This window comes from Stieleria bergensis (genome assembly GCA_007745635.1).
GTDB classification, from domain to species: Bacteria; Planctomycetota; Planctomycetia; order Pirellulales; family Pirellulaceae; genus Stieleria; species Stieleria bergensis.
Genome location: CP036272.1, coordinates 4638985 through 4653935, shown reverse-complemented (window position 1 = coordinate 4653935; position 14951 = coordinate 4638985). Strand labels below are relative to the sequence as shown.

General features: G+C 55.4%; 6 protein-coding genes. 2 read left to right on the top strand and 4 right to left on the bottom strand.

The window, feature by feature from the left end:
* Positions 1–35 precede the first annotated feature (35 nt).
* Positions 36–1271 (bottom strand): NAD(P)/FAD-dependent oxidoreductase, encoded by a 1236-nt coding sequence (locus tag SV7mr_RS16450; RefSeq protein ID WP_145274506.1) that lies wholly within the window; start codon positions 1269–1271, stop codon positions 36–38.
* Between the two features lie 299 nt (positions 1272–1570).
* Between SV7mr_RS16450 and SV7mr_RS16445 the strand changes: the two genes are divergently transcribed.
* A complete protein-coding gene (locus SV7mr_RS16445) occupies positions 1571–4654 on the top strand; it encodes a DUF7133 domain-containing protein (protein WP_145274503.1) in 3084 nt (1027 codons plus the stop codon).
* A gap of 19 nt (positions 4655–4673) precedes the next feature.
* Here the strand turns inward: SV7mr_RS16445 and SV7mr_RS16440 are convergent, their stop codons facing one another.
* Complete coding sequence (locus tag SV7mr_RS16440; protein ID WP_145274500.1) at positions 4674–5723, bottom strand: Gfo/Idh/MocA family protein; 1050 nt, start codon at positions 5721–5723, stop codon at positions 4674–4676.
* 282 nt (positions 5724–6005) lie between these two features.
* Between SV7mr_RS16440 and mfd the strand changes: the two genes are divergently transcribed.
* Complete coding sequence (gene mfd, locus SV7mr_RS16435; RefSeq protein WP_145278520.1) at positions 6006–9272, top strand: transcription-repair coupling factor; 3267 nt, start codon at positions 6006–6008, stop codon at positions 9270–9272.
* An 87-nt stretch (positions 9273–9359) separates the two neighbouring features.
* On the opposite strand, the gene SV7mr_RS16430 is transcribed toward mfd, so the two are convergent.
* Together SV7mr_RS16430 and SV7mr_RS16425 are read right to left on the bottom strand one after the other, a co-directional pair.
* Positions 9360–13304, bottom strand: coding sequence for a DUF6797 domain-containing protein (locus tag SV7mr_RS16430; protein WP_145274497.1), 3945 nt, complete (start codon positions 13302–13304; stop codon positions 9360–9362).
* Positions 13305–13453: 149 nt separating this feature from the next.
* Positions 13454–14905: a sialate O-acetylesterase gene (locus SV7mr_RS16425; RefSeq protein ID WP_145274494.1), complete on the bottom strand. Its 1452-nt coding sequence runs from the start codon at positions 14903–14905 to the stop codon at positions 13454–13456.
* Positions 14906–14951: the final 46 nt, after the last annotated feature.

Here is a 14951-nt window from a genome sequence, read left to right as displayed (position 1 = left end):
CGATTGACTTGTCAAGCAACGCCGCGGGCTTCGCTCTAGACCGCCATTTTGGCCTGGGCAATCGACTCGTCCATGTCTGCGAACAGCTGGGATGCATCTTCATCAAAGATCCGGCCGATCAACACGTTTGTCAGGTTGCCGTGATGTTCAGGATGCTCCTTCATGAACCGACCGATACTGAATTCCTTGGTGTAGAACGCATGGACCAGTTTGCGAACCCAGGTTGCACCCTTCATGAAGTCGTCGGTCCAGTTGCCGAGCTGATCTCCGGAGAGATCACCGTTCTTGAAACCTTCCACAACAGCGTCTCCTGCACGCACTCCCATATCCAGTGCGAAGTAGACTCCGGACGAATAGACCGGATCGATAAAGCCCAACGCATCGCCAACCAGCACCCAGCCGGGACCGGCATGTTGCTTGGTCATGTACGAGAACTCCTTGGCAATCTTAAGGTCACCAAGACGAGTCGCATTTTCCAGTCGGGGAGTCAAACCTGGGCAGCGTTGCAGTTCTTCAAGGAATGTTTCTTCCGGTGTACCGCGTCCTTTTAACATGTAATCGTTGTCGCCCACACAGCCAATGCTGGTCACGCCGCGTGAGAGCGGGATGAACCAGAACCACGATTCTTTGTTTTCCGTTTGCAAAATGATCGTTGCGCCAGCGTGTTCGCCGTCACCGCGGACGGCGTCTTTGTAGTATCCCCAGACGGCGGCTTTCCGCAGGTCAGGGTTGACTTCCTTGATCTTCAGTTTGTTGGCGAGAAATGACTGCTGTCCGGTGGCATCAATGACGACTTGGCACTTAATGTTTCGCTGCTGTCCCTGATCGTCCTTTAGGGTGACTCCACTGATCGCGGCATTGTCGTCAAAGTCGACATCCAGAAGCCGGGTGCGGTCCACACAATCGGCGCCGAGTTCCGCGGCGCGGTCGAACAGCATCTTGTCGAACTCACTGCGTTCAACTTGCCAGGTATCGCTGGATTCTCTGGAGTCGTGTTGCCGGAAGAAGAACGGTGCCGACTCTGTTCCGCGATGGGTGACAAACTGGACCGACTTTTTGACTTGCCATCCGGATTCTTTGACTCGCTCGTTCAGTCCGAGACGCTGCAAGGGCCAGTAAGTTTCCGGCATCAGAGATTCGCCAACATGGAAACGTGGAACCGACTCACGCTCGACGAGCAACGTGTTCAAACCACCTTGGGCCGTGATTGCAGCCGCGCTGCAACCTCCGGGGCCTGCCCCAATGACGACGCAATCGTATTCAGATTTCATCAGAAATGATCTAGCTTAAAAACCAAGAAATTGTGTGTTTGTGTAGTCGCAGCACACAGCGAATCGGCACGGATTGATCCGCCGCAACAGTGTACCAGATGGTCTAGCGTGCGACGCACCGCAGATCGGAGCTTCCCGAGTCGCGTTTGGAACGCCATGACGCTCTCGGTGCGTGACTGGCCAGCGATCTCCATCTGTCGGGGAGGGCAGGGGGCCGCCTGGCGGTTCTGGTGTCTGCACCGCGTTGCTGTTGGAGTATACTTTGGGCTTCTACTTGCCCCACTAACCGCCTGCCTCTGATGATTCGTAACACTCTTTTAGCGATCTTTTTCTCGTGTCATTTGCTGCAAACTGCGTTTTCCCAGCAAATGAGTTCCGTTGCCCCTCCATTGTCGCCACAAGAATCGATCGCGACGATGAAGATCCAACCGGGCTATTCCTTGGTGCCCGTGCTAACCGAGCCGCACATCCATGAGCCCTCTGCGATCGCCTGGGATGGGAATGGTCGCATGTATGTGGTCGAGATGCGGACTTATATGCAGGATATCGACGGCAACGATCAACTGACCCCGACAAGTCGTGTTTCGCGTCACGAGGACACCGACGGCGATGGGGTTTATGACAAGCACACCGTGTTTGCGGATAACCTGGTGTTGCCGCGAATGGTTTTACCGCTGCTTGATCGAGTCATCATTCGAGAAACCAACACCCTGGATTTGAAGAGCTATCAGGACACCGATGGCGATGGCGTTGCCGACAAAGTCGAGCTTTGGCACGAAGGTGGCAATCGAGGCGGCAACTTGGAGCACCAGCCGAGTGGCTTGGTTTGGAATCTGGACAACTGGCTGTACACCACTTATTCCCGTCATCGCTATCGATTCACCGGCGGCGAAGTCATTCGTGAACCGCTGCCTCATGGATCAGGTCAGTGGGGGCTAACGCACGATGACGAAGGACGCCTGTTCTACAGCACGGCGGGCGGCGAAAACCCCGCGATGGATTTTCAGCGGCCGATCATCTATGGACAGATCTCGTTGCCCGGTGAGCAGGCTCCAGGGTTTCGCGAAGTCTTTCCCATCGATGACGTTCCAGACGTTCAAGGTGGATTGGGGCGAGTTCGCAAAGACAACTCATTGAATCGCTTCACTGGATGCTGCGGTCAATCCATTTTCCGCGGAACCGGCCTGCCCAACGACTTCGCCGGTGATCTGATCATCCCCGAACCTGTGGGACGATTGATTCGTCGAGCGAATGTCATCAATGATGAGGGCCGAATCATTGTTGACAATGCTTATGACAAGCAAGAGTTCATCGCGTCGACCGATCCAAACTTTCGCCCCGTCAACAGTGCCACCGGACCCGATGGTTGTTTGTACTTGGTGGACATGTATCGCGGCATCATCCAGGAAGGCAATTGGGTCCGCCCCGGATCTTACTTGCGCGGTGTCGTCCAGAAGTACGAGCTTGAAAAGAATATTGGTCGTGGTCGAATCTATCGCGTTGATCACACCAGCACCAAACGTGGTCAACTGCCCAAGATGCTCGATGAGACTCCACAGCAGTTGGTCGCTCATCTTTCCCACGCCAATGGCTGGTGGCGTAGCGAAGCACAGAAGCTAATCATCTTGCATGGCGATCGATCCGTGCTGCCGCAGTTGCGTGATTTACTGACCAGCAGCGATCAGCCGCTGGCCCGTTTGCACGCTCTATGGACCTTGGAAGGCTTGGCCGGCACTTCGCCGTCGCTCTTGTTGGCCGCCATGCAGGATGCCGATCCACGAGTGCGTTCAGCTGCGATTCGCATTGCGGAACCCGAACTGGCAACCGAGCCGGGCTACGCGCCAGCGCTGGCAAAGCTGGCAAAAGACAGTAGCCCCGACGTCAAAATTCAATTGATTCTTTCCCTGGGGCGCGGTGGGCATGCTCAAGCGGCTGAACTCACCGATGCGATTGTCAAAGCAAACGGGGACAATCTGGCAATCAGTAAAATCGCCGAATCGTTGACGAGTCGTTTGGCATCCATGGAGGCGGAACGCAAGAAACTGGCCGAGTTGCGGCGGCGCAACAAGGTGCTGGCAGAGTCCGTGATTCGTGGGAAAACGATTTACAGCACCTTGTGTGTGACCTGTCACGCCGTCAACGGCAAAGGACAGCCTTCGCCCGATCATCCCGGCGTCATGTTGGCTCCGCCACTGGTCGGATCCGCGCGAGTGCTGGGGCATAAGGAACGCTTGGCACGCATTCTATTGCATGGCCTGATCGGACCGGTGGACCAAAAAGATTACACCGCTGGCTTGATGCTGCCTATGAAAGCCAATGATGATCGTTGGATTGCCGACGTTGCCACTTACATTCGCAATGAATGGGGGAATCAAGCGCCCCTGATCGAAGCGGACGATATCGCTCGCATTCGCAGCGCAACGGAGAAACGCCTAGGCCCTTGGTCACTGCGGGAATTGCAAAAGTACGACCCTCCTGCGGCCAATCGATCCGCGTGGAAGCTCACTTCGAGTGACAACCTGGGCAACGTCAGCAATGCCATCGACGGCAAAGCAAGTAGCCGCTGGGACACCGGTCGCACGCAGCGCCCCGGCATGTGGTTCCAGATCGAATTGCCCGAAGCGATTCGCGTGATGTCCCTGATTCTCGACTCCAGTGGCTCCAGTTTAGATTACCCACGCGGTTATACCGTTCAGTTATCCAATGATGGAAAAGCGTGGAGTGATCCGGTTGCACAAGGCAACGGTGATTCGAAAATCACAACCATTGAGATCGATCAAGAGCAACCTGCACGATTCATTCGCATCACTCAGACTGGATCCTCCAATAGCAAGTATTGGTCGATTCACGAGTTGCAAATCAAAGGCTTCGCAGCCGGCGAGTTGGAAGAAACCGTATCGCTTGCCGAGGTGTTGGGCAACATGGATCGTCAACAGTTAGCTCAGCAAGCTCGCTCCATCGGCAAAGCCGAACGCGGTGAAGCACTGTTTAAAAGCAATACACTGTCTTGTGTGAAGTGCCATGATGCGAAAAACAAAAAGCCCATCGGGCCGGACTTGAGCATCCGTCGCGATGAAGTGACCGATGTGTTCTTGGTCGATTCGGTCTTAGAGCCTTCGAAGGTGATTCACAAGGATTACAAGCAAGAGCAAGTTCTGACCATCGATGGTTTGGCCGTCACTGGCTTTGTCATTCAAGAGGACGATCAGCAGATCACGGTGCGTGAACCAGCCGGTGGGAAAGAGATCAAGATTCTGCAAGACGACGTGGACTTGCGACGCAAGTCCGACTTGTCCGCCATGCCTGCTGGCTTAGTCAATCAGTTGGAAAACCAGCAGCAGTTTCTGGATCTGATTCGCTACCTGATGGAAATCAGAAAGTGATCGCGAGGTTGAATTCGTCTCACTGTTGATTCAGTGAGACGATCTTGCCTGTCTTGGCGCTTTCATAGATCGCACAAATGACTTCGACGCTGCGGCGGCCTTCGTGACCGTCCAGCATCGAGGGGCGACCTTCGTTGATCGCGGCAACCATTTCTTCAAACATTTTCATGTGGCCAACGTGATTGATCGCTTTGGGATCCGCTGCGCCGCCTCCGGTCTGAGTCTTGCCCTGCATTTCTTCGCGGATCTGTTTGTCGGTCTCGGTTTCATCAGCAAAGTCCCATTGCTTGATGTCTTCTTCTTCTAAAACCGCGCTACCGTTGCTGCCGCTGATTTCGATGCGTTTCAGAGCGCCAGGAAAGGCGGTCGTGGTCGCTTCGATCACACCCAAGGCTCCGTTGGCAAATCGCAGCGTGGCCACCACGATGTCTTCGACTTCGATTCGCTCATGAGTCAACGTGTCGGCCATCGCGCTGACCTGAACCACCGGGCCCATCAACCAAAGCAGCAAATCAACGCTGTGAATGGCTTGATTCATCAACGCGCCGCCACCGTCCAAATCCCAGGTGCCGCGCCAAGCGCCGCTGTCATAGTATTCCTGAGTCCGATACCATTTCACATAGGCGTCACCGAGCGTGATTTTTCCAAACCGATCGCCTTCGACCGCCTGTTTCATCAGTTGACTGGATTGATGGAATCGACTTTGGAACGTGACGCCTAGACGGACGTTATTCTGTTCGCAGGCCTGAATGATCTGGTTGCAACGCTGTGGGGTGATCTCGAGTGGTTTTTCAACAATGACGTGTTTGCCGGCATTGGCAGTCGCCACGGCGGGATCAAGGTGATGGCCACTGGGAGTGCACACTGAGACGGCGTCAATCGCTGGGTCAGCCAGCATTTCGTCCAGTGTCGCGTAGGCCTGACAGCCGTATTCCTGGGCAAATGCCTGAGCCGCATCCGGCCGACGAGCGGTGACGCCGACCAAATGTGCCCCTTGGGCATCCGCGATGGCTTTGGCGTGAAAGTTGGCGATCATCCCGCAGCCGACAATTCCGATTCCAATACTCATGAGGCTCCTGGCACGCAGTGCAAAAGGGGTAGTTGGGTTTCTTCGATTGTCATCATAAAATTGGTCCCTGTGAACCGCCCCTCGCTCAGAACGTGTGGGCCGCCGTGCATCACGTTGTTGTACCGAACACGCTGTCGATTCACCAACCTGCTGCAACTGACTACCCTGCTGCAACTGACTACCCTGCTGAAACTGACTACCCTGCTGCAACTTAACCGGCAGCCGCTCCCCTAGCCCTCGGATCGTCCTTTGACTGTTACCAAGCCAATCTCTGCCGAACGAATGAGCCAGGTTGTGGACGTGTTGGATCAGCAGAGCCAGGTTTCAAGACAGGTCGCTGAGCTCAAACCGGGGCAATTCCTTTCCTTTTCAGGCGTCTGGGGCTCCTTGCGTGCCGTTTTGGCCTCGGCGACCACACGCGGTCGCAGCACGGTTTTGATGCTGTTGCCACAGGCTGCCGACGCCGATGTCGTCGCTGGCGATGTGCGTGAATTCGGTGTGCCCGATGCCTATGCGATGCCGCTGAGCGTCGGACGTGGCTCGAAACACGCCCCGGACAAGGATTTTGCTGAACGCCTGCAATTGCTACAGCGACTCAATCGACGCCAGGCGGGCGATGATCCGTTGGTGGTCACTGCCTATGTCGGCGGTGCCATTCAGATGGTTCCCAGCCCCGATCAGTTGCAGCAGTCCAGCCGTCGCTTGAAAGTTGGACAGCAATTGGCGATTGAAAGTTTGGCCGATTGGTTGACCGACGAAGGGTTTGTGTCCACCTCGGCGGTCGAACTGCCCGGTGAGTTCGCGATTCGTGGCGGCTTGATGGACGTCTATTCGGTTGACCAGTCCAATCCGATTCGGATCGAATGGTTTGGTGATGAAATCGATTCCATTCGACATTTTGACGCCGCCAGTCAGCGCAGCATTGAAACCGTTTCGGAAGTCGAGTTTACGTCCGTGCGGGACGAAGCCCAGTCGGAAGCCGAAGGGCTCGGTTCAATTGCCGAATACTTGCCTGAAGATACCTGTGTGATCATTTGTGAACCACACGATTGCAAGCTGTCGGCTACCAACCTGTTGCAGCGAACGGACGATGACTCGACGTTCCTTGAATACGAATCGTTGCTGCAGTCACTTGCTGAGTTTCCCATTGTTTCGGCGTCGCTGTTGCATGAAGGTGGCGAAAGCACAACGGATTTGCAATCAACAAGCGCCGAGGGCTTTGCCCTGTCGCTGGAAGAAACACATACCCGCATCGACACCGTTGCCGCTGATCATCAAATTTTGCTCGTTGGCGATACTGCCGCCGACAGTGAACGGCTGACGGATTTATTGGCCGGGACCAATGCCGCGATCCAAGGACGCATGAAGCCGGTGGTGGCGGAGCTGAGCGGGGGATTTCGGTTAGCAGGCGCCAAGCTGTTGGTGCTGACGGGTGCCGAGTTGTTCCACCGCAGTCCCGTCAGACGCGGCAAGTCCAAGCCGGCCGGCAAACCGATCACCGGTTCGATGCAACTGAAAGCCGGTGACTTGGTCGTGCACCTTTCGCACGGGATCGGGCTGTATCGTGGCTTGGAACACATTGAAAAGAACGGCCAGCATCTCGAGCACTTAGTCGTTGAATTTGATGGCGGTTCAAAAATCTATGTTCCCGCATCACGAATTGGATTGATCCAGCGTTACGTCGGTGGCACATCAACGCGGCCGAAACTGGCAAAGATTGGTGGACAATCCTGGACCAAGCAACGCAAGGCTGCCGAATCGGCCGTCACCGATATGGCGTCGGAATTGCTGGAGTTGCAAGCCACACGAACGGCCCGAAAGGGACTGACGTTTGATGCAGACAGTCAATGGCAGCACCAGTTTGATGCCAGTTTTCCCTATCAAGAAACACCGGACCAAGTCACTGCCATCGCCGCGACTAAGCAGGACATGGAGACCGCGAAAACAATGGACCGGCTGATCTGCGGCGACGTGGGGTTCGGCAAAACCGAAGTTGCGATGCGAGCCGCTTTCAAAGCAGTGCTAAGCGGGTATCAAGTCGCTGTCTTGGTTCCCACTTCGGTGTTGGCTGAACAGCACTTTCATAACTTTAAAAATCGCATGGCGGAGTTTCCAGTCCGAGTCGAAAAGCTCAGCCGTTTTGCATCCTCCGCCGAGCAACGCGAAACACGCGCGGCACTGAAAGATGGCAAAGTCGATATCGTGGTTGGAACGCATCGAATCGCCGGCGCGACGATTAAGTTCGCGAATCTTGGTTTGGTCGTCATCGACGAAGAGCAACGGTTCGGCGTCGCAGTCAAAGAACGCCTGAAGAACAAACATAGCAACGTGGACGTGCTGACGCTGTCCGCCACGCCGATCCCCAGGACGCTGCACATGGCGCTCGTTGGCGTGCGAGACATCAGCAACTTGGAAACCCCGCCTGCTGAACGACGCAGCGTCGAAACCGTTGTCACTCGTTGGGATAAAGAAATGATTCGCACCGCGATCATCCGTGAATTGAATCGTGGTGGGCAGATCTTTATGGTGCACAACCGGATCGCTGACTTGGATGATCTGGCCGCCAAGATCAAAGAGATTGTTCCCGAAATTCGTATTGTGATCGGCCATGGACAAATGCAAGAAAATCAGCTCGAACAAGTCATGGTTGACTTTATCGAACACAAGTACGACATGCTGTTGGCAACCACCATCATTGAAAGTGGATTGGATATTCCGAACGCCAACACAATGTTCATTGACGATGCTGATCATTATGGGCTAAGCGATCTGCACCAATTGCGCGGCCGTGTGGGGCGATACAAGCATCAGGCGTTCTGCTATCTGATGGTTGCTCCAAATAAGCACCTTTCGCCAGAGGCCACCAAGCGACTTCGTGCGATCGAAGAATTCAGCCAGATGGGGGCCGGCTTTGCGATTTCAATGCGGGACTTGGAAATTCGAGGCGCTGGTAACTTGCTCGGCAGTCAGCAAAGCGGTCACATCGCCGCGATTGGCTATGAGATGTATTGCCAGCTGCTAGAAGACGCGGTGCGGCAGATTCAGAATCTTCCGCCCGCGCTGTCCAGTGACGTCGAAATCGATTTGCCGGTGGAGGCCATTCTGGATCCAGACTACGTCCCCGATTTGCGTCACAAGATCGATTTGTACCGGCGGATTGCTAAACTGGATTCACAGGACAGCTTGAACGCGATTGGCGAAGAGCTGAGGGACCGGTTTGGGCCGCTGACGGATTCTGCTCGACGCATGTTGGAACTCGCTGAGCTGCGGCTTGATGCGGCGGCGTGGGAGGTCGATTCGATTTCCAGTGACGCGCGCTTCCTGGTGCTGCACTACAAGGAACGCGGCCGCATTGAGTTGCTAGCCAAACACTCCAAATTTCCTGTGCGAATCGTTGACCAACGCCGCGCTTACGTGCCCCTGCGGCCACAGAAGAAACCCGGTGCCAAGCAGCCGCCGCCAAAGAACTATGAAGGGATTGATATGGATCATCCCAGCGGCAGCGGCTTCATCGCCCTTGCTCGCGGCGTCTTCCACGGCAAGGAATAACAGCCACTTTTCGCCAACCCATTCGCCTATTCGATCGCCATCCCAGCGGCTTTGCGCCGCTTGCTCAATCGCCACCGCGACTCTCGATCACTCGCCTTCCGGGATCGCGTTGATCGTTAGATAAAGGTCTTCCACGAACGCTTGACCGTCGCGATCCTTGAGCTTGACTTTCATCAGCAGTTGGTTGCAGACCTTTAAATCAGGGATGTCCAAACGCACCGTCTGATTGTCCAGTGGGATGCACTTGGCGATGGTTAGCTTGTCGCGTCCCTTTTGGTCAGGGTTGTTGACCGAAAACTGATCCGAACCATAGCGTCGCGACCAGAGGTAGTTCCACATTTCGCTTTGGTACGAATCAGGGTCCGTTGCTGAGGCTTGGGCGAGATCGAAGTTGAATCGCAGGACGATTCCACCCTGGACGACTTTGACATCATCGATCAAACGCGATGCTTTGCCCGTGTATCGTAACCGTTGCAAGCAACCGTCTTTCCCGCCACGAGGTCCTTGCCAGCCAGAGAGGCCCGTTCCATAGACTTGGCCGTCAGCGGGATTCACTCGCAATCGCATCACGCCTGCATCCCATTGATGGGGCAGGGCCACGATGGATGATTGTGCCTGATCACCGACTTCTTGCAGCGACATGTAGTACAGCCAACCTTTGCCAAACGACGAATGAATCAATCGATTTGATAGGGGGCCAAACCGCTCGTCGGTGGACCAAACTTGACCACCGCAAGAGTTATCCAATTCCTGAGGCATCCAGATGATCGGTTGATCAAACGTCGTGGGTAGTTCGCCTTCGTAGCGACCACGCAGCCATGCGTCTTGCTCTTTGTTCAGCGGCATGTTGCCATAGAATCCGTTTCGTTTGATTAGCGAGATCTTGCCCGCTGGCATCCAAGGGCCTTGGTTGTCTGAAACCGTGAAGCGGTCATCAAACAGTTTGCCCATGCCGTTGGGAGTTCGTAATCCCCAGGCGACGATGTCGACTTTGCCTCCGTCTGGCGGAATACGCATGATCGTGCCGGGACGATGGTGCTTGGTGTATTGGCCTGCTTTGGCAAAGTAAAAGTAACCTTCCGAATCGGTTTGCAAATCAAAGTTGTAGGCGTGGAACATGCTGGAGACGTCATCGTCGTTCCAAAAGCATTCCACGAAATCGACTTCATCATCACCGTTGTAGTCATGCAAACGCTTCAGCCCATCGCGACAGGTGACATAGACCACATCATCGATCACGCGAAGACCAAAGGGCTCAAATAGCCCCGAGACATATCGCTTCCAAACCACGCGGTCCAGCTTGTCATCAATGCCGTCGACCAAGAACACATCACCGCCGTGAGTCGACACGACAGCGCGGCCATCACTTAGGAAATCGACGGCACTGGTGCGCAACCATGCATTCCAAGGGTTCGAATCTGGAACTGGGACGGTATCCAAAGCGTAGCCGTTGATCGGTTCACCCAGTTGGCCTTCAACAACCAGTTCTTGGGACCAACGGCGAGGGCCGCCCTCGGTCAGTTCGGCAGGGTCCAGTCGCGGCGCCTCTTTGGCAAGCGCCAACACATCGGCAAGGGTGGAACGCAATTTGGTCGGGTCGCTGTCGGTGTATTGAGGTCCGATCAAGGCGTCGGTCTCCGTCGAACAGCGATGAACGCGTATCAAACGAGATGTTTTCGCAGGTGGAATCGTCAACACAACGCGTCCACTGGGAAACACATCCCACTGCAAACTGTCGACCTGTCCATCAACTGACGCCGCGAAAGCAGATTGGTTCTCTGTGAGTGAAGGTTCCGTTTTCGGGGCGGCGGGCTCAGCGGGGGCGTCGGATTCAGGTTTCCAGTTAAACAAGACGTTGCCAATCGCATCCACCTGTTGAGGCTGATTCGGTTGAAGTGACTTGATTTCGTCGGCCGTCAGGGCGCGATCGAGGATCTTCACCCAATCAATGGTGCCTTGTAAATCGCCGCCAAAGTTTGTCGCTGTCGCGCCGATCTTCAAGACATGCTTCTTCTCGGCCGGGCGGCGGAACTCTTTTCGCTCGGCAGCCAGTTTGCCGTCGACGTAAAGCTTTGTGATGTCGTCGCGAACCACCAATGCCGCTTCATGCCACTTGCCATCACGCACCGGTTTGCCGCTATCGATCGCACCCACCCAACCGATATCAAACACCAGTCGGTTGCCGCGAATGAAGAGCGATTTGCCGTTCGCTTCCCACTTACCCTTTTCCGGGCCGGATGAGATTAGTGTCCCCGTTCCATCGGCGCGAAAGCGGACGATGACCGAGCGGTTGGGTGTTCCCAGGTCCAATTCGGTCGCTTGCTTGCCTTTGACGATGTGAACGGTCTGGTTGGTGAAGGATTCTTTGGCTGCCTTGGCGGCAGTCTGGCCGGTGACGATCGGCAGCGAATCACTGGCCGATCCACTGGTCATCAACTCTGTGGAATTGCGATCAGTGATCAACCCTGCAGGCCAAAACGCCTCTGATTGTGCACTCGCTTTCTTGACCGACATTTGCCCCACGGTCAAACGTAGTGGCTTGTCACCCGGTCCAACGCGAAGCGTGTGCTGCAATAACTGGACAGGCCCCAGTTGATTGGCATCAATGGTTTCCAGGATCGATCGTTGATGCATGGTGTAGCGCAGGACCGCTTTTTCACCATGCAAATAGTAGCCTTCAAAACTTCCGATCGAGGTGTCGATGGGACCGCGATCGGGTTTGCTGCCGGTCGGGATTTCGAACGCATCGTCGGACAGTGAATCTCGGTAGGCCCAGGACCAACTGCCCAGACCTGTGATGCGGTCACCCTTGATCTGTGGCATCCGTTCACCACGCTGCAAATAATGCTGCGTCTGGCTCAGATCCAGAAAGCCGCCTTGCCAAGCATCGACAAAACGTAGTCGATGCATGTCGTATCCGACCGAGACATCCCCAGGCAAGCGGAACGTCAACGCGACATTGACGTCGTTGCCAATCTGCGATCCCAGCACGGGGCCAAAGTCGCGATCTCCGTCGGGTAAACGCTGGCCAGTGCCGGTGCCTTTGGGCAAGGAAGCCAGGTAGGACTCGTCAGCGGCGGTGAATTCCGGATTGCGGCCACGCATCAACGATTGGCGGATGTAGTGGATCACCTGATAACGCTGTTTGGGGGACAGATGCTGCATCGGCGCCATCAGGCCAGCGCCTGTCGTCAAGGTTTGCAACATGCTGTAGGGATCGGCGCCAAATTTTAGTTTCTGTGAGCCAAACGCTCGTGCGGTGGGCAAGGTCGGTGTGTTGCCATCAATGCCGTGACAGTTCTTGCAATGCCCGTTGAAAATCTGTTGGCCAGCCTGCAAGTCTGTCGTCCCCAAGGAACGAATGATTCCAGCATGATCCAAATCGGCGGTGTCATCGACAACGATCAAATCGGCCGCGGCAGGTTGGAGCTGTGCTTGACGCGGCTTGCCGCCGCTGGCGACTTCGTAAACATAACGCGCCAGGTCAAGAAACTCGCGGCGATCATTCAACGACCCCACCAGGCCAGCGGGCATTAATGACTGTTTGTTGGTGCGTTTGTTTTCGACCGTCTCGGTGGGAATCACCGTTTCTTTGCTCAAGTCCGTGCTGGAACGCAAGGTGATTTGCTGGTCCGTCTCGTTGACAATCAAGCCGGAGATGATTTGGCCTTCATCAGTCAGGATCGAGACCGTTTCATAGCCTTTGCGGATCGATTTTGATGGTTGCAAGATCGATTCCACGATGTACGTTGCGTCGATCTTTTGGTCACTACCTAAACTGGCAATGTCTGGGCCAAGCGGCGAGGCCTTGGCGCCGCCAACATGACACTGGCTGCACGCGGCAGCTGATTTGAAAAAGAGCAGCGCACCTCGCTGCGGGTCGCCTTTGGTCAAGACCTCTGCAGCCAGAGTATCCAGGTCGGCCGCTTGCAGTCGGCGTTCGAGTTCCGGGTCGGCCGCCGTTGTGATGGTCGGAGCGAGCGCCGTCGAGATTGCGACGAGACAAAGGAAATGCACGAGTCGGCAAAGCATGACGACGACCTCTCAAGAGAAGAAGCTAATGGGAAAGAGTGCGGTGAAAATCAAATCAAGGCGTCCAGGTGAACTGCGACGCCTTGATGGCAATGAATGATTCTCAGTCAGAACCATGGCCAGGGCCAGACGGTTGCTGCTAATGTGGTTTAGTCAACCGTCGTAAACGGTGACGCAGGAAGGCCCGCGCGGTTGTACAGGTTGATGGTGTCCGGATTGGACTGATAGCCGAAGCGTACATTTTGTGGCTTTTCAACACCTTCGGCCGAAACGACCACTTGATCACCATCAATGGTTGCCTTGGCCCAGTGCCAGCTACCATCTTCAGCCTGGACGGCAAACTGAGTCAGCTCTTTGCTGTCGGTCAGCTTGGTCGGTTCGAGGCCGTCTTTTTTACCGGCGGCTAGGCCGCCACCGACGTGCTGGAACGAGACGCGGATCGTGTTGCCTTCGACCTTGAAGGATTCAAACAACGGTCCAGAGTAGACGATGTCTTTGCCGTAGTCCTTGGCCAAGGCCCATAAAGCTAGCCGTTTGCCAACGTCTTGTTTGTTGCGTGGGTGAATGTCTTTGGCTTCACCGATGTCGATGATCACAGCCATGCCGGTTTTAGGCAGACGCAGCGCTCGCCGTTGGCCTTCACGCACGGGGCCCCAGCCACCGCCTGCTGGATTGTCGGATGGCTCGCGAAAGTTTGCCAGCTGAACCCAGTAAAACGACAGCTCGGGATTCTCGAAGACGTCTCGCCAGCCTTTAACTAACGCTTCCTTTAGGTAGTCGTAGCGCAAGCCATCGCCTGCATTGGACTCGCCCTGGTACCAGATGGCGCCGCGAGCGGAGACGGGGGTCAACGCGTGAACCATTCCGTTGTAAAGACGCGTTGCTCCGCCCTTGGGCTGTTTCTTGGCATCGGAGTTCTTAATGCTTTGCCGATAGTCTTCTAGGCTTTCGACGGCGTCAAAGCCAACCGGCGGTGTCCAAGGTTCGATCCGTGTGCCGCCCCAGTTGGTGCCGATCAATCCGATAGGCACCTTCAGTTCTTGATTCAGTTCGCGACCAAAGAAATAGCCGACCGCGGTGAAGCCACTGATCGATTGTGGTGAGCAGAGAGCCCAGTTGCCGCGAGGGTCGTCGGTGGGTGCTGGCAGAGAGACGTGACCGTTGACGTTAAACAGTCGAATGTTGGGGTGATCGGCTGCGGCGATTTCTTCTTGAGCGTTCTTGGACGCGCGCACGGACCATTCCATGTTGGATTGTCCAGAGCAGATCCAAACTTCGCCAAGCAGCACGTCACGAAGAGTGATCGTGTTTTCGCCTTGCACAACCAGTTCGTGCGGTTTGCCATCAGCTTTCATCGCTGGCAGTTCCAATCGGAAGCTGCCTTCGCCGTCGGCTTTTCCGCTGGCTTGCTTGCCGTTGAAGCTAACCGTGACAGCTTCGCCCGCGTCGGCTTTGCCAAAGATGCGAATCGGCATCTCTTGCTGCAACACCATGTGGTCAGAGAATAAACCCGAGAGCTTTACCTCGGCTGAAACTGGGGACGCTGCGATAGCCGCTAGGACCAGTGCCGCGATGGAGGCACTCAGGGAACGAAGTCTCATTGGAAATCCAAAAGATGTGGGGCAGGAAGGTGGGAATGCAACTCTT

Excerpts from the sequence above, each read along its gene's own strand:
- SV7mr_RS16440 (WP_145274500.1), bottom strand. The coding sequence starts at position 5,723 with ATGAGTATTGGAATCGGAATTGTCGGCTGCGGGATGATCGCCAACTTT.
- mfd (WP_145278520.1), top strand. The coding sequence starts at position 6,006 with ATGAGCCAGGTTGTGGACGTGTTGGATCAGCAGAGCCAGGTTTCAAGA.
- SV7mr_RS16445 (WP_145274503.1), top strand. The coding sequence starts at position 1,571 with ATGATTCGTAACACTCTTTTAGCGATCTTTTTCTCGTGTCATTTGCTG.
- SV7mr_RS16425 (WP_145274494.1), bottom strand. The coding sequence starts at position 14,905 with ATGAGACTTCGTTCCCTGAGTGCCTCCATCGCGGCACTGGTCCTAGCG.
- SV7mr_RS16430 (WP_145274497.1), bottom strand. The coding sequence starts at position 13,304 with ATGCTTTGCCGACTCGTGCATTTCCTTTGTCTCGTCGCAATCTCGACG.
- SV7mr_RS16450 (WP_145274506.1), bottom strand. The coding sequence starts at position 1,271 with ATGAAATCTGAATACGATTGCGTCGTCATTGGGGCAGGCCCCGGAGGT.